Source organism: Bacillus alkalicellulosilyticus (assembly GCF_002019795.1).
In the GTDB taxonomy this organism is placed as follows: domain Bacteria; phylum Bacillota; class Bacilli; order Bacillales; family Bacillaceae_F; genus Bacillus_AO; species Bacillus_AO alkalicellulosilyticum.
Genome location: NZ_KV917381.1, coordinates 9008 through 25560 on the forward strand (window position 1 = coordinate 9008; position 16553 = coordinate 25560).

Below are 16553 nucleotides of genomic sequence, written 5' to 3' on the forward strand. Positions count from 1 at the left end.
GGCCTACCAAGGCGACGATGCGTAGCCGACCTGAGAGGGTGATCGGCCACACTGGGACTGAGACACGGCCCAGACTCCTACGGGAGGCAGCAGTAGGGAATCTTCCGCAATGGACGAAAGTCTGACGGAGCAACGCCGCGTGAACGATGAAGGCCTTCGGGTCGTAAAGTTCTGTTGTTAGGGAAGAACAAGTGCCGTTCGAATAGGTCGGCACCTTGACGGTACCTAACCAGAAAGCCACGGCTAACTACGTGCCAGCAGCCGCGGTAATACGTAGGTGGCAAGCGTTGTCCGGAATTATTGGGCGTAAAGCGCGCGCAGGCGGTCTTTTAAGTCTGATGTGAAAGCCCACGGCTCAACCGTGGAGGGTCATTGGAAACTGGGAGACTTGAGTGCAGAAGAGGAGAGTGGAATTCCACGTGTAGCGGTGAAATGCGTAGATATGTGGAGGAACACCAGTGGCGAAGGCGACTCTCTGGTCTGTAACTGACGCTGAGGCGCGAAAGCGTGGGGAGCAAACAGGATTAGATACCCTGGTAGTCCACGCCGTAAACGATGAGTGCTAGGTGTTAGGGGTTTCGATGCCCTTAGTGCCGAAGTTAACACAGTAAGCACTCCGCCTGGGGAGTACGGCCGCAAGGCTGAAACTCAAAGGAATTGACGGGGGCCCGCACAAGCAGTGGAGCATGTGGTTTAATTCGAAGCAACGCGAAGAACCTTACCAGGTCTTGACATCCTTTGACCACCCTAGAGATAGGGCTTTCCCCTTCGGGGGACAAAGTGACAGGTGGTGCATGGTTGTCGTCAGCTCGTGTCGTGAGATGTTGGGTTAAGTCCCGCAACGAGCGCAACCCTTGATCTTAGTTGCCAGCATTCAGTTGGGCACTCTAAGGTGACTGCCGGTGACAAACCGGAGGAAGGTGGGGATGACGTCAAATCATCATGCCCCTTATGACCTGGGCTACACACGTGCTACAATGGATGGTACAAAGGGCTGCAAAACCGCGAGGTTGAGCGAATCCCATAAAACCATTCTCAGTTCGGATTGTAGGCTGCAACTCGCCTACATGAAGCCGGAATTGCTAGTAATCGCGGATCAGCATGCCGCGGTGAATACGTTCCCGGGCCTTGTACACACCGCCCGTCACACCACGAGAGTTTGTAACACCCGAAGTCGGTGAGGTAACCTTTTAGGAGCCAGCCGCCTAAGGTGGGACAGATGATTGGGGTGAAGTCGTAACAAGGTAGCCGTATCGGAAGGTGCGGCTGGATCACCTCCTTTCTATGGAGTAATACTCTAGTCGAAGTTCAAACCTTGTGTTTGAACTATAGCTTGCGCTTTGTTCGTTCAGTTTTGAGGGAGTTATCTCTCAAGTAAGAATATGCAGTGATGCCTTGTGCTCCTGCGCGCTCCTTGCGTCGCTTTCTCGTCGCAAAGCTGCACGTAGTAGTTTCAAGTAGCTTATCAAGAAGGTAAGCAAATCAGCTGCTTTGATCTTTGAAAACTAGATAGTAATGCATTAAGATTTTACCGGCTCGTTATTATTTGATATCGAGTGAGTGAATCTGAGAAGTCAAGAATTCTTCAAACGTCTTAAGTCAATCTATGGATTGATTAATAACTAGATGATTTATCATCAAGGTTAAGTTAGAAAGGGCGCACGGTGAATGCCTTGGCACTAGGAGCCGACGAAGGACGGGACGAACACCGATATGCCTCGGGGAGCTGTAAGTAAGCTTTGATCCGGGGATTTCCGAATGGGGGAACCCACCATCCGTAATGGGATGGTATCCATATCTGAATACATAGGATATGTGAAGGCAGACCTGGGGAACTGAAACATCTAAGTACCCAGAGGAAGAGAAAGCAAATGCGATTTCCTGAGTAGCGGCGAGCGAAACGGAAACAGCCCAAACCAAGAAGCTTGCTTCTTGGGGTTGTAGGACACTCTATACGGAGTCAGAAAAGAACGGGGTAGATGAAGCGGTCTGGAAAGACTGGCCAAAGAAGGTAACAGCCCTGTAGTCAAAACTTCGTTCTCTCCAGAGTGGATCCTGAGTACGGCGGGACACGTGAAACCCCGTCGGAATCCGGGAGGACCATCTCCCAAGGCTAAATACTCCCTAGTGACCGATAGTGAACCAGTACCGTGAGGGAAAGGTGAAAAGCACCCCGGGAGGGGAGTGAAATAGATCCTGAAACCGTGTGCCTACAAGTAGTTGGAGCCCGTTAATGGGTGACAGCGTGCCTTTTGTAGAATGAACCGGCGAGTTACGATTACGTGCAAGGTTAAGCTGATGAGGCGGAGCCGTAGCGAAAGCGAGTCTGAATAGGGCGAGTTAGTACGTGGTCGTAGACCCGAAACCGTGTGATCTACCCATGTCCAGGGTGAAGTTCAGGTAACACTGAATGGAGGCCCGAACCCACGCGTGTTGAAAAACGCGGGGATGAGGTGTGGGTAGGGGTGAAATGCCAATCGAACTCGGAGATAGCTGGTTCTCCCCGAAATAGCTTTAGGGCTAGCCTCGAGGGAAGAGTATTGGAGGTAGAGCACTGATTGGACTAGGGGTCCCCACAGGATTACCGAATTCAGTCAAACTCCGAATGCCAAATACTTATCCTCGGGAGTCAGACTGCGAGTGCTAAGATCCGTAGTCAAGAGGGAAACAGCCCAGACCATCAGCTAAGGTCCCAAAGTATACGTTAAGTGGAAAAGGATGTGGAGTTGCACAGACAACCAGGATGTTGGCTTAGAAGCAGCCACCATTTAAAGAGTGCGTAATAGCTCACTGGTCGAGTGACTCTGCGCCGAAAATGTACCGGGGCTAAACGTATCACCGAAGCTATGGATTGTCCTAACGGACAGTGGTAGGGGAGCGTTCTGCGTGCAGCGAAGTCAGACCGAGAGGACTGGTGGAGCGCGTAGAAGTGAGAATGCCGGTATGAGTAGCGAAAAGAGGGGTGAGAATCCCCTCCGTCGAAAGCCCAAGGTTTCCTGAGGAAGGCTCGTCCGCTCAGGGTAAGTCGGGACCTAAGCCGAGGCCGAAAGGCGTAGGCGATGGACAACAGGTTGAAATTCCTGTACCACCTCCTCACCGTTTGAGTAATGGGGGGACGCAGTAAGGTAGGGTAAGCGCACTGATGGATATGTGCGTCTAAGCAGTTAGGCTGGTGAATAGGCAAATCCGTTCACCATGAAGGCTGAGCTGTGATAGCGAGGGAAATTAAGTACCGAAGTTCCTGATCCTACACTGCCAAGAAAAGCCTCTAGCGAGGTGAGAGGTGCCCGTACCGTAAACCGACACAGGTAGGCGAGAAGAGAATTCTAAGACGCTCGGGAGAACTCTCGTTAAGGAACTCGGCAAAATGACCCCGTAACTTCGGGAGAAGGGGTGCTCTGATAGGGTGCAAGCCCGAGAGAGCCGCAGTGAAAAGATCCAAGCGACTGTTTAGCAAAAACACAGGTCTCTGCGAAGCCGTAAGGCGAAGTATAGGGGCTGACACCTGCCCGGTGCTGGAAGGTTAAGAGGAGGGGTTAGCCGCAAGGCGAAGCTCTGAATTGAAGCCCCAGTAAACGGCGGCCGTAACTATAACGGTCCTAAGGTAGCGAAATTCCTTGTCGGGTAAGTTCCGACCCGCACGAATGGTGTAACGATTTGGATACTGTCTCAACGAGAGACCCGGTGAAATTATATTACCTGTGAAGATGCAGGTTACCCGCGACAGGACGGAAAGACCCCATGGAGCTTTACTGTAGCTTGATATTGGATTTTGGTACAGTTTGTACAGGATAGGTAGGAGCCTTGGAAGCCGGAGCGCTAGCTTCGGTGGAGGCGTCGGTGGGATACTACCCTGACTGTACTGAAATTCTAACCTCGAGCCGTGATCCGGTTCAGGGACAGTGTCAGGTGGGCAGTTTGACTGGGGCGGTCGCCTCCTAAACAGTAACGGAGGCGCCCAAAGGTTCCCTCAGAATGGTTGGAAATCATTCGAAGAGTGCAAAGGCATAAGGGAGCTTGACTGCGAGACCTACAAGTCGAGCAGGGACGAAAGTCGGGCTTAGTGATCCGGTGGTTCCGCATGGAAGGGCCATCGCTCAACGGATAAAAGCTACCCTGGGGATAACAGGCTTATCTCCCCCAAGAGTCCACATCGACGGGGAGGTTTGGCACCTCGATGTCGGCTCATCGCATCCTGGGGCTGAAGTAGGTCCCAAGGGTTGGGCTGTTCGCCCATTAAAGCGGTACGCGAGCTGGGTTCAGAACGTCGTGAGACAGTTCGGTCCCTATCCGTCGCGGGCGCAGGAAATTTGAGAGGAGCTGTCCTTAGTACGAGAGGACCGGGATGGACACACCGCTGGTGTACCAGTTGTTCCGCCAGGAGCATAGCTGGGTAGCTACGTGTGGACGGGATAAGCGCTGAAAGCATCTAAGCGTGAAGCCCCCCTCAAGATGAGATTTCCCATGGAGTTAATCCAGTAAGACCCCTTAGAGATGATGAGGTTGATAGGTCTCGGGTGGAAGCGTGGTGACACGTGGAGCTGAGAGATACTAATCGGTCGAGGACTTATCCTATAAATAAGACGAAGATTGACTACAATGCATACTATCTAGTTTTGAGAGATCACGTAAGTGATGTTTCAATTACATAAGGTTTAGTGACGATAGCGAAGAGGTCACACCCGTTCCCATGCCGAACACGGAAGTTAAGCTCTTCAGCGCCGATGGTAGTTGGGGGCTTCCCCCTGTGAGAGTAGGACGTTGCTAAGCTGAGATAAAGTACACTTCAATTGAAGTGTACTTTTTTTATGTTCACTAGAGATTTGACTAAGACAGATACTTAACAAAATAACAAAAAAAATAACCGTTCCCATAACAGAGAGGAAAGCAGAACGAGCGGTAATCGATGCAAGGGAACCATGCCCGATTTATAAAGAAAAGGAGTACTGTCGGTAACGGAGATTAATGAACCGTGCCCGAAGCCAAGGAAAAATCAGCCTCAGCGGTAACGGAAATCAATGAACCGTGCCCGAAGCCGAGAGAAAAACATCCTCCCCAGTAACGGAACCAATAGAACCAATAGATCCATTCCCATATCCAAGAGAAAAGCACTCCCTACGGTAACGAAATTGCCCCACATTTAACCAAAACTATCAATAATTCTATTTATATTTGACACGTTTCTTCAAGATACACCAACCTTCTGTGAAAGTGTAAACATTGTCGATCATCTCTACTAGAAACTTAAAAGGAATTGAAGAGTTAATCTCGAAAATAGTAAATAGTAAGATACGTCCGAAACTCGAATGAAACCATTCAAATGGGCAATAATAGCTGATGTGTTCTGATTGCGAAACGGATTTTTTTTATTTATAATGAAGATATATTAAAGTCAAAGATAGTCAAAGTCAAGAGGAGGGAGGCTTTGTGAATGCGTAATATATCTGATGTTATTGAAGAATATTTAAAAGCGGTATTAGGTAGAAGTGATCAGGATTTAATTGAGGTAAAAAGAAGCGAACTTGCCAAGAGGTTTCAATGTGTACCCTCACAAATAAATTATGTGATTAGTACTAGATTTACGATAGAAAAAGGGTATGTCGTTGAAAGCAAACGTGGTGGAGGCGGATATATTCGTATTATAAAAGTTGAAACTCATGATAAAGTTCATCTCTTAGAACAGATGATTCACTTAATGGGTGAACGTATTAGTCAAGCAACAGCTGAAGATATCATTAAAAGACTCTATGAGGAAGAAGCAATTTCAAAAAGAGAAGCTACACTACTGTTTAGTGTTATTGACCGGCAATTATACAATACTGTAGCCGTTCACAGAGATTTTATTAGAGCGAATATTTTAAGGTCAATGTTAAATACGTTAAAAATTAAAGATTCATAAACCTAATACAATGGGTGGAGAGAAGGTGAACAAAAATGAAATGTCAAGAATGCAATGAAAGACCTGCAACATTGCATTTTACAAAAATAATAAACGGTGAGAAAACGGAATTTCATATTTGTGAGCATTGTGCCCGAGAAAAAGGTGAATATAACCCAGGGTCAAATAGTTTTTCAATACATCAGTTACTCTCAGGGCTATTAAATTATGAACAACCATTAGCAAAAGGGACACCGCCTAAAACGGCAGCACCGTTAACTTGTTCAAAGTGTAAAACAACATATGAACAATTTGTTAGAACGGGAAGGTTTGGTTGCGCTCAGTGTTACGAGTCCTTTGCAGTAAAACTAGACCCCGTATTGAAAAGGGTGCACGGCGGCAACCATACTCATGGTGGGAAAATACCTAAACGAATAGGTGGAAGTCTCCAAGTACGAAAGAAAATTGAAATGTTAAAAGAAGCACTAAGATTTCATATAGAAAAAGAGGAATTTGAGCAAGCCGCAATTATAAGAGATCAAATCCGCTCTCTCCAACAAACGATACAAGATAAGGGGGAGGGATAAAAATGTCTTTAGAGCGTTTTATTAGTGACGCGTTAAGCCCATGGATGAAGAAAAATGGTCCCGATTCGGATATTGTTCTTAGTAGCAGAATAAGATTAGCAAGAAACCTTAAAGACAATATCTTTCCTTTGTTAGCAACGATGGAGGAATCTGAGCAAGTAGTTAATGTTATTGGTGAAAAATTAACACAGGAAAACAATTCAGCAATTGGAGAACTGGAACTTCTGCATATGGACCAAATGAAAACAAATGAAAAAAAGGTTTTGGTCGAAAAGCATCTAATTAGTCCACAACTAGCTAATGAATCAAAACATGGTGCCGTTCTTCTTAGTGAAGACGAGTCAGTAAGTGTTATGGTCAATGAAGAAGACCATCTTAGAATTCAATGTTTGTTTTCAGGTTTTCAATTAACAAATGGCTTGGAGTTTACCAATGAGCTGGATGATTGGATCGAACAAAAAATCACTTATGCCTTTGATGAAAAGCACGGATATTTAACGAGTTGTCCAACAAACGTAGGTACAGGGTTACGTGCTTCTGTGATGATGCACTTACCTGCATTGGTTCTCACGCAACAGCTTACCAGGATATTACCTGCTATAAATCAATTAGGTTTAGTAGTAAGAGGAATATATGGTGAAGGTAGTGAAGCCCTTGGAAACCTATTTCAAATATCTAACCAAATTACGTTGGGTAAATCTGAGCAGGATATCGTTGAAGATTTAGCTGGAGTTGTTTCTCAACTCATTCAAAAAGAAAGAGCAGCTAGAGATATGTTGCTTCAGTCTTCTAAATTAAAAGTAGAAGACCGGGTTTATCGTTCTTATGGAATATTAGCCTATAATCGAATCATAGAGTCAAAAGAAGCAGCTCAAAGATTATCAGATGTTCGATTAGGAATAGATTTAGGTTTAATAAAGGGAATTTCAGGAAATATATTGAATGAACTTATGATACTAACTCAGCCTGGATTTTTACAACAGTTTGCAGGGGAAACGTTATCCCCTGAACAACGTGATGAACGGAGAGCCGCTCTCATTCGAGAACGAATTAAACTAGAAATACAGTAGTAATTAAATACGGAGGTGTATCAACTATGATGTTTGGAAGATTTACTGAAAGAGCTCAGAAAGTGTTAGCTTTAGCACAGGAGGAAGCAATTCGTCTAGGTCATAATAATATTGGTACAGAACATATTTTATTAGGATTAATTCGCGAAGGTGAAGGGATTGCTGCAAAAGCATTACAAGCCCTAGGACTAGGTTCAGATAAAATTCAAACGGAAGTAGAAACACTAATTGGAACAGGTCAAGAAGGCTCTAAAACAATTCACTACACTCCAAGAGCAAAAAAAGTAATAGAGCTATCAATGGATGAAGCTAGAAAGCTAGGTCATTCTTATGTAGGAACTGAACATATTTTATTAGGTTTAATCCGTGAAGGTGAAGGCGTAGCAGCAAGAGTTTTAAATAACCTTGGCGTGAGTTTAAATAAAGCGCGTCAACAAGTGCTACAACTTCTAGGGAGCAATGAAGCTTCTGGATCAAGTCAACAAAGCAATGCATCTCATGCGAATACACCAACGCTAGATAGCCTAGCAAGGGATTTAACAGCAATAGCAAAGGAAGAAGGCTTAGACCCTGTTATCGGTCGAAGTAAAGAAATTGAGCGTGTTATTCAAGTCTTAAGCCGTAGAACGAAAAACAACCCAGTGCTCATTGGAGAACCTGGTGTTGGTAAAACAGCGATTGCAGAAGGTTTAGCTCAGTCGATTATCAATAATGAAGTTCCTGAAACACTTAGAGGAAAACGTGTAATGACACTTGATATGGGAACTGTAGTTGCAGGAACAAAGTACCGTGGGGAATTTGAAGATCGACTTAAAAAAGTAATGGATGAAATTAGGCAAGCAGGTAATGTTATTTTATTCATAGATGAGTTGCACACGCTAATTGGAGCTGGTGGAGCAGAAGGTGCAATTGATGCTTCGAATATTTTAAAGCCTTCATTAGCAAGAGGAGAACTTCAATGTATAGGGGCAACGACACTCGATGAGTACCGCAAGTATATTGAAAAAGATGCAGCGCTTGAGCGAAGATTTCAACCGATTCAAGTAAATGAGCCGACTCTTGAGGAGTCTATTCAAATTTTAAAAGGATTACGTGACCGCTATGAAGCTCATCATCGCGTGAAAATAACGGATGAGGCAATTGAAGAATCCGTGAAACTTTCTGATCGTTATATTGCAGACCGTTTCCTACCAGATAAAGCGATTGATTTGATTGATGAAGCTGCTTCAAAGGTGAGGTTACGTTCGTATACAGCCCCGCCTAACTTAAAAGAGTTAGAGCAAAAGCTTGAAGAAACAAGGAAAGAAAAAGATGCGGCTGTTCAAAGTCAGGAATTTGAAAAAGCAGCGTCGTTACGTGACAGTGAGCAACGTCTTCGTGAAGAATTAGATGGAATGAAAAATGAGTGGAAGAAAAAACAAGGGCAAGAAAATACAGAAGTTGCAGTAGATGATATTGCTCAAGTTGTGGCAAGTTGGACAGGAATCCCTGTCTCCAAGCTAGCAGAAGAGGAAACAGCACGATTACTTCGTATGGAAGAAATTTTACACAAACGTGTCATTGGGCAAGAAGAAGCGGTTAAATCCATTTCTAAAGCCGTTCGACGCGCTCGTGCAGGCTTAAAAGATCCAAAGCGTCCAATTGGTTCATTCATTTTCCTAGGGCCAACTGGGGTAGGTAAGACGGAATTAGCAAGGGCCGTTGCTGAAACTCTATTTGGTGATGAAGATTCAGTCATTCGAATTGATATGTCAGAGTATATGGAAAAACATGCAACAAGTAGACTTGTAGGTTCTCCTCCTGGCTATGTAGGGCATGAAGAAGGTGGACAGTTAACAGAGAAAGTTCGCCGTCGTCCATACTCAGTTATTTTGTTAGATGAAATTGAAAAGGCGCATCCAGAAGTATTTAATATATTACTACAAGTATTAGAAGATGGACGTTTGACAGATTCTAAAGGAAGAACCGTTGATTTTAGAAACACAGCGATTATCATGACTTCTAACGTCGGTGCTAGTACATTACGTAGAAATAAGTTCCTAGGGTTTGCAGTTGAAGGTGAGAATCATGAGTATAAGGATATGAAGGACAAAGTGATGGGTGAATTAAAGAATTCGTTCCGTCCTGAATTCCTAAACCGTATTGATGAAATAATTGTGTTCCATTCTTTAGACAAAAAGCATGTTCGTGAAATCATTACACTCATGGCTGACCAGCTTAAGAAACGTTTAACCGAGCAAGGAATCGAGTTAGAGTTAACTGATGCAGCGTTAGATAAAATAACGGATGAAGGTTATGATGAAGAGTATGGCGCAAGGCCATTACGTCGTGCGTTACAGAAGCAAGTCGAAGACCGGCTTTCTGAAGAGCTGTTAAAAGGAACCATATTAAAAGGACAACGTGCAGTCATTGACGTTAATGATGGGGAACTAACAGTCGTCACTCAGGAAAACGCACAGGTGTAAAATCCATGCCGGAGGATTGTAATACCTCCGGCTTTTTACCCATATACTAGATAGTATGACCTTTCTGTTCTTCTTTACCGCTTTATCATGATACAATTTAGTTAATTGCAGGTAGAAGAGAGGGAAGGCAGACATGGCAAAGAAAAAAACAAAATTTATTTGTCAAGAATGCGGGTATGAGTCAACGAAATGGATGGGGAAATGCCCAGGGTGCCAAAATTGGAACACCATGGTTGAAGAATTCGTAGAGACGAAGACGGATACGAGAAGCCGTTCATTTGTGACTTCTGGTCAAATTAATAGTACTGCTCAATCAATCACAAAAGTGGTAAGTGACACAGAAGAACGGATTCATACAGGAATGATTGAACTTAATCGCGTTTTAGGCGGTGGAATAGTTCCAGGATCTTTAGTTTTAGTTGGAGGCGATCCGGGAATAGGCAAGTCAACGTTATTATTACAGTCTTCTGCCTTACTGGCGCGTCAGGGACATAAAGTATTATATATTTCTGGTGAGGAATCAGTAAAACAAACAAAATTGAGGGCCGACCGGTTAGATGCGAGCGCTGATGATTTGTTTGTATTAGCTGAGACTGACCTTGACTATATCGAAAAAGCGATTAAGGATGTTTCTCCTACGTTAGTTATCATCGATTCGATACAAACGGTATTTCAAGCAGAAATCGCTTCAGCACCAGGAAGTGTTTCACAAGTTCGAGAATGTACAGCTGCTTTTATGAAAATAGCTAAAACCACAGGTATAGCCATTTTTATCGTAGGCCATGTCACTAAACAAGGTTCCATTGCTGGACCAAAGTTACTTGAACATATGGTAGATTCGGTTCTTTATTTTGAAGGGGAACGTCATCATACATATCGCATCCTTAGAGCTGTAAAAAATCGGTTTGGGTCTACGAATGAAATTGGAATATTTGAAATGAAAGAAGTTGGGCTAGAAGAAGTGAAAAACCCATCTGAAGTCTTTTTAGAAGACCGAACAGAAGGAGCAGCAGGTTCAACAGTCGTTGCTTCGATGGAAGGAACAAGGCCAGTATTAGTTGAAATTCAAGCACTCGTGTCACCGACTAGTTTTGGGAATCCAAGACGAATGGCTACGGGTATTGACCATAATCGTGTGTCACTTCTTATGGCTGTTTTAGAAAAAAGAGTAGGTTTGCTTTTACAAACACAAGATGCTTATTTAAATGTAGCTGGTGGAGTGCGTTTAGATGAACCAGCTGTCGATTTAGCCATTGCGATTAGTATCGCATCGAGCTTTCGAAACCAAGCGACCAAACCAACCGATGTCGTCATCGGTGAAATTGGACTTACGGGAGAAGTGAGACGAATTTCCCGAATCGAACAGCGGATAAATGAGGCAGCAAAACTTGGATTTAAACGTGCCATTATTCCTGAGAAAAATATAGGGGGATGGCAATTCCCAGCAGGGATTGAGATTATCGGTGTCTCAACAGTTGAGGATGCATTACATGTAATTCTAGGAGGATAGCGGATGGAAGACCGAAAAAAAGATTTATTTATAGGAGAAGTCTTAAAGTTAGTAGCACCCGGAACGCTACTCCGTGATGGTATAGACAATGTTCTTCGTGCAAAAACGGGAGGCCTCATAGTTTTAGGCTATAACCATGAAATGATGAACATTGTTGATGGAGGATTTTATATTAATTGTGAGTTTTCCCCGGCTTTCTTATATGAATTAGCAAAAATGGATGGAGCCATCATTTTAAGTGAAGATGGGAAACGAATTTTATATGCCAATACACAATTAGTCCCTAATAATTCAATTGAGTCAAATGAAACGGGAATTCGTCACCGAACTGCAGAAAGGGTAGCGAAACAAACAGGTAACCTGGTCATTTCAATTTCACAACGTCGAAATGTGATTACGCTATATCAAGGTGAAAACCGCTATTCTCTTAAAGACATCGGTGTGATTTTAACTAAAGCTAATCAGGCGATCCAAACATTAGATAAATACAAATCTGTGTTGGACCAAGGGGTAACGAATTTAGGTGCCCTTGAATTTGAGGAGCTCGTTAGCTTTCATGAAGTAGCCCAAGTCATCCATCGTATCCACATGGTGTTAAGAATCAAAAGTGAAATACTTAACTATGTTAATGAGCTAGGAAATGAAGGGCGTCTTATTACGATGCAGCTAAATGAACTAGTAGCTAATATCGAAAAAGAAGCAATCCTTTTAATTAAGGATTACATTAAAAACAAAGAACAAGATGCATTTGACACATTGAGAGAAATGACAAAATTAGCAAATGAAGAGCTATTAGATGACCAGGTAATTGTTAAAATGCTCGGGTATTCTAAAACAATGGATTTACAGGAACATACCGTTTCACCACGAGGGTACCGTATACTTCATAAAATACCACGGTTGCCAACTATCGTAATTGAAAATTTGATTGATACTTACAAAAATCTGAATCATATTATGGTTGCTTCAATCAAAGAGTTAGATGAAGTAGAAGGCATTGGAGAAGCTAGGGCTAAAATGATTAAAGAAGGACTCAATCGAATTCAAGAACAGCTTTTTATAGACCGCCATATCTAAATAATGTTAGACGAAAAGTAAAATATTGTGTGAATTGCAGATTGATAGGTTGTAAATTAAAATGTTTGTCTATAATAAATGAAGGAGGTGAAATAAAGTGTTAAAGCGTATAGTACAATTATTCTTTGTGCTTGTCGGTGGGACATTAGGGTATATGTTTATGCCAGACTTAATACAAGCACTTAATTTTGGTGAAGTACAGAATTGGATTACTAGTCCGTATACAGGTGCTATTTTTGGAGCTATTATTTTATACGTTTCTACATTTTGGTTAGCAGATTATATCGTCGGGGTGATGCGTCTTTTAGAAGAGGCCATTGTAAAAGCCCCCGTAACAGATGTATTATTTGGAACAATCGGTCTTATTTTTGGACTTATCGTAGCATATCTTATTGGCATTCCTCTTAACAATATTCAACTACCAGTAGTTAGCACTGTATTACCGATTATCACGATTTTTATTACGTTTTTCCTCGGTTATTTCGGATTTCAAATTGGTTTCAAGAAACGAGTAGAACTTATTAATTTATTCCCAATAGGAAACAAATCTAGTGGGAAAGACAAGAAAAAAGAATCAGGTGCTTCTTTAAAAATATTAGATACAAGTGTTATTATTGATGGAAGAATCGCGGACATATGCAAAACAGGTTTTCTAGAGGGGACTCTTGTCATTCCTGAGTTTGTGCTTGAAGAACTACAGCATATTGCAGATTCCTCGGATGTTTTAAAAAGAAATCGTGGGAGAAGAGGACTAGATATTTTAAACAAAATTCAAAAAGAGCTACCGATTAAAGTAGAAATTTATGAGGGCGATTTTGAAGAAATATCTGAAGTAGACAGCAAGTTAGTTAAACTAGCGAAGCTTACATCTGGCATGGTGGTCACGAACGATTTTAACTTAAATAAAGTATGTGAGCTACAAGGAGTAGCCGTACTCAACATTAATGATTTAGCAAATGCAGTTAAGCCGGTAGTTCTCCCAGGTGAAGAATTAAATGTTCAGGTCATTAAAGACGGGAAAGAACATAACCAAGGCGTTGCTTATCTTGATGATGGAACGATGATTGTCGTTGAAGGTGGGCGCGATTATATCGGAAAAGATATTGATGTTATCGTCACAAGTGTGTTACAAACAAGTGCAGGCAGAATGATCTTTGCTAAACCAAAACTGTTAGAGAAAGCATTGTAGATTGGGTGAGAAATAATGGAATATTCGGTTGTCATCCCTGCTGCGGGCCAAGGAAAGCGCATGGGCGCAGGTAAGAACAAACAATTTATAGAAATTGCTAATATACCAGTGATCATTCATACGATTTCGGTATTTCAGCAAGATAGCAATTGTAGTTCTATCATCGTCGTCGCTAACCAAGAAGAACTAGCATTTATGACGCAATTAATAAAAGAGTATAATCTTACTAAGGTAACTCGAGTCATTCCAGGTGGCAGTGAGAGGCAATTTAGTGTTGAACAAGGGATAGTAACTCTTCAAAAAGAGGGCATCGTCTTAATACATGATGGTGCTCGTCCTTTTATTTCACATGAGCATATTCAAGCGGTGGCAGAGAAAGCGGCTGCGGTTGGTGCTGCTGTTGTTGGTGTTCCTGTTAAAGATACAGTAAAGCGGGTGAACCAACAATCGTTGATCGAAGAAACAGTGGAGCGTTCTAGCTTGTGGGCTATCCAAACCCCACAAGCTTTTCGTCTGTCTGTTATTAAGGATGCACACGCAAAAGCAAAGGTTGAAGGATTCCTTGGTACAGATGATGCTAGTTTAGTGGAACGGTATGGACAAGCTGTTGCGATCGTAAAAGGAGATTATTTGAATATGAAATTGACTACACCTGAAGATTTACTCTTTGCAGAAGCCATCTTATCGAAAAAGTGAGGAGAGAAACATGTTTAGAATTGGACAAGGATTTGATGTGCACCAGCTAGTAGAAGGTCGTCCGTTACTACTTGGTGGAATAGAAATTGAATATGAAAAAGGATTACTAGGACATTCAGATGCAGATGTGTTATTACATACGATTGCGGATGCGGCATTAGGAGCGATTGGTGAAGGAGATATCGGAAAACACTTTCCTGATACGGATCCCACCTTTAAGGATGCAGATTCAGCAAAATTATTACAGCATGTATGGACACTAGTGAAAGAAAAAGGGTTTCAACTTGGAAACATCGATTGTACGATTATTGCTCAGCAACCTAAAATGGCTCCACATATAGAAGCTATGAGGGAACGAATTGCTTTTCTTTTAGAGGCAGACGTTTCTCAGGTTAATGTAAAAGCAACGACAACTGAAAAATTAGGTTTTACTGGTCGAGGAGAAGGGATTGCTTCTCAAGCTGTTATCTTATTAGTTCAGGCTTGACCATTGCCTAACAGTTGTCAATAATAAAAGGAATAGTTCAAGTTTTAGAAATGGAAGGTGTATGAACATGAGTGAAGTAAGAGTGCGTTTTGCTCCTAGTCCTACAGGACATTTACATATCGGTGGTGCCCGTTCGGCTTTATTTAATTATTTATTTGCAAGAAATCAAGGTGGAAAGTTTATCTTACGTATTGAAGATACAGACCAAGCGAGAAATGTGGAGAGTGCCGAACAAAAGCTGATGGAAAGCTTGAAATGGTTAGGGCTTGAATGGGATGAAAGCGTTGATATTGGCGGAGAATATGGACCTTATCGTTGTATGGAACGTTTAGATATTTATAAAAAGTATTTACAACAGCTTATTGATGAAGATAAAGCGTACTATTGCTATATGACCGAGGAAGAGTTAGAAGCTGAACGGGAAGAACAAATGGCTCGTGGCGAAATGCCAATGTACAGTGGCAGAGACCGTAACTTAACAGAAGAGCAACGCAAGGCATACGAAGATCAAGGATTAAAGCCGGTTGTTCGGTTCAAAGTACCTGCGGGTCAAAATATTATCATTGATGATGTTGTTCGAGGCAAAGTAACATTCGAGTCTGATGGCGTAGGTGATTTTGTAATCGCTAGAAAAGACGGAATCCCAATGTATAACTTTGCCGTGGTCATCGACGATTACTTGATGAAGATGACTCATATTGTTCGTGGAGAAGAGCATTTATCGAATACACCTCGGCAAGCGTTACTGTATCAAGCATTTGGCTGGGAACTCCCAACATTTGCTCACGCTTCGTTAATTTTAAATCAAGACCGACAAAAAATGAGTAAACGAGATGAGTCGATTATACAATTTGTAGAGCAGTATAAAGAGTTAGGCTATTTACCTGAGGCGATCGTGAATTTCCTTGCTCTACTAGGCTGGTCTCCAGTAGGTGAGGACGAGATGTTCTCAATGGATGAGCTATCAGAACAATTCTCGTTGGAAAGAGTAGCGAAGTCACCAGCAGTATTTGATACAACTAAGCTGGAATGGATGAATAACCAGTACATGAAAAAAGTCGATGTAGATAGAGTTGTTGAATTAGCCTTGCCTCATTTAGTGAAAGCGGGTAGACTCCCTGAAGACATGTCTGAAAAACAGCAAGATTGGGCCAAGCGTTTAATTGCCTTACACCAAGAGAAATTATCATATGGAGCCGAAATTGTAGAGCTAACAGAGTTGTTTTTTACTGCCGATATCGATTATAATGAGGAAGCAAAAACTGTATTAGCAGAGCAACAAGTTCCAGAAGTAATAAGCCACTTTTTAGAAGAACTTACTCAGTTAGAAGAATTTTCAGCTGAAAATATAAAAAAAGCAACAAAAGCAACACAAAAAGCTACTGGACATAAAGGGAAAAATTTATTTATGCCAATTAGAGTAGCCACAACTGGGCAAACTCACGGACCAGATTTACCTATGGCATTAGAGTTATTAGGTAAGGATGTTATCGTAGCTAGATTGCAAAAAATGCTATCAAATTTAAAAGCGTAGAGAAGGATTAGTAAAAACCGTAGCTTCTTTTTCAGAGAAAACCACCTTGGCTGTGAGTGG

At 42.4% G+C, this 16553-nt stretch carries 10 protein-coding genes, 2 rRNA genes and 3 other annotated features (1 of these 15 cut by a window edge); all 12 genes read left to right on the plus strand.

The features are described from left to right. The first annotated feature begins 139 nt into the window (after positions 1–139). Positions 140–282 (plus strand) — a sequence feature (16S ribosomal RNA rRNA prediction is too short). Between the two features lie 11 nt (positions 283–293). Further along, positions 294–1269, plus strand: a sequence feature (most likely nonfunctional fraction of RNA operon). Between the two features lie 372 nt (positions 1270–1641). The 12 genes from BK585_RS00070 (at position 1642) to gltX (ending at position 16493) form a co-directional block, all read left to right on the plus strand. Further along, positions 1642–4575: ribosomal RNA gene (locus BK585_RS00070) — 23S ribosomal RNA — on the plus strand. A 79-nt stretch (positions 4576–4654) separates the two neighbouring features. Beyond that, positions 4655–4770 (plus strand): 5S ribosomal RNA (gene rrf / locus BK585_RS00075). Positions 4771–5431: 661 nt separating this feature from the next. Then, the gene (locus BK585_RS00080) at positions 5432–5899 is read left to right on the plus strand and encodes a CtsR family transcriptional regulator (RefSeq protein ID WP_078551138.1); all 468 of its coding nucleotides are present in this window, start codon (positions 5432–5434) and stop codon (positions 5897–5899) included. 35 nt (positions 5900–5934) lie between these two features. After that, positions 5935–6465: a protein-arginine kinase activator protein McsA gene (locus BK585_RS00085; protein ID WP_078551139.1), complete on the plus strand. Its 531-nt coding sequence runs from the start codon at positions 5935–5937 to the stop codon at positions 6463–6465. Positions 6466–6467: 2 nt separating this feature from the next. After that, positions 6468–7535, plus strand: coding sequence for a protein-arginine kinase McsB (locus tag BK585_RS00090; RefSeq protein WP_078551140.1), 1068 nt, complete (start codon positions 6468–6470; stop codon positions 7533–7535). Positions 7536–7561: 26 nt separating this feature from the next. Then, positions 7562–10000 carry an ATP-dependent protease ATP-binding subunit ClpC gene (clpC, locus tag BK585_RS00095; protein WP_078551141.1) on the plus strand — a complete coding sequence of 813 codons (2439 nt, stop codon included), beginning with the start codon at positions 7562–7564 and terminating at the stop codon, positions 9998–10000. Between the two features lie 133 nt (positions 10001–10133). Continuing rightward, positions 10134–11510, plus strand: coding sequence for a DNA repair protein RadA (radA, locus tag BK585_RS00100; protein WP_078551142.1), 1377 nt, complete (start codon positions 10134–10136; stop codon positions 11508–11510). A 3-nt stretch (positions 11511–11513) separates the two neighbouring features. Beyond that, the gene (gene disA / locus BK585_RS00105) at positions 11514–12587 is read left to right on the plus strand and encodes a DNA integrity scanning diadenylate cyclase DisA (protein WP_078551143.1); all 1074 of its coding nucleotides are present in this window, start codon (positions 11514–11516) and stop codon (positions 12585–12587) included. A gap of 97 nt (positions 12588–12684) precedes the next feature. Beyond that, on the plus strand, positions 12685–13776 hold the full coding sequence (locus tag BK585_RS00110) for a PIN/TRAM domain-containing protein (RefSeq protein ID WP_078551144.1): 1092 nt from the start codon (positions 12685–12687) through the stop codon (positions 13774–13776). A gap of 15 nt (positions 13777–13791) precedes the next feature. After that, a complete protein-coding gene (ispD, locus tag BK585_RS00115) occupies positions 13792–14472 on the plus strand; it encodes a 2-C-methyl-D-erythritol 4-phosphate cytidylyltransferase (protein WP_078551145.1) in 681 nt (226 codons plus the stop codon). A 10-nt stretch (positions 14473–14482) separates the two neighbouring features. After that, positions 14483–14959, plus strand: coding sequence for a 2-C-methyl-D-erythritol 2,4-cyclodiphosphate synthase (ispF, locus tag BK585_RS00120; protein ID WP_078551146.1), 477 nt, complete (start codon positions 14483–14485; stop codon positions 14957–14959). 61 nt (positions 14960–15020) lie between these two features. Then, complete coding sequence (gltX, locus tag BK585_RS00125; RefSeq protein WP_078551147.1) at positions 15021–16493, plus strand: glutamate--tRNA ligase; 1473 nt, start codon at positions 15021–15023, stop codon at positions 16491–16493. Next, positions 16482–16553 (plus strand) — a binding site (T-box leader); it runs 139 nt beyond the window's last position. (Overlaps the previous gene by 12 nt.)

Coding starts and splice junctions, on each gene's coding strand:
- ispF (WP_078551146.1), top strand. CDS start 14,483: ATGTTTAGAATTGGACAAGGATTTGATGTGCACCAGCTAGTAGAAGGT.
- BK585_RS00080 (WP_078551138.1), top strand. CDS start 5,432: ATGCGTAATATATCTGATGTTATTGAAGAATATTTAAAAGCGGTATTA.
- BK585_RS00090 (WP_078551140.1), top strand. CDS start 6,468: ATGTCTTTAGAGCGTTTTATTAGTGACGCGTTAAGCCCATGGATGAAG.
- clpC (WP_078551141.1), top strand. CDS start 7,562: ATGATGTTTGGAAGATTTACTGAAAGAGCTCAGAAAGTGTTAGCTTTA.
- gltX (WP_078551147.1), top strand. CDS start 15,021: ATGAACATGAGTGAAGTAAGAGTGCGTTTTGCTCCTAGTCCTACAGGA.
- ispD (WP_078551145.1), top strand. CDS start 13,792: ATGGAATATTCGGTTGTCATCCCTGCTGCGGGCCAAGGAAAGCGCATG.
- disA (WP_078551143.1), top strand. CDS start 11,514: ATGGAAGACCGAAAAAAAGATTTATTTATAGGAGAAGTCTTAAAGTTA.
- radA (WP_078551142.1), top strand. CDS start 10,134: ATGGCAAAGAAAAAAACAAAATTTATTTGTCAAGAATGCGGGTATGAG.
- BK585_RS00085 (WP_078551139.1), top strand. CDS start 5,935: ATGAAATGTCAAGAATGCAATGAAAGACCTGCAACATTGCATTTTACA.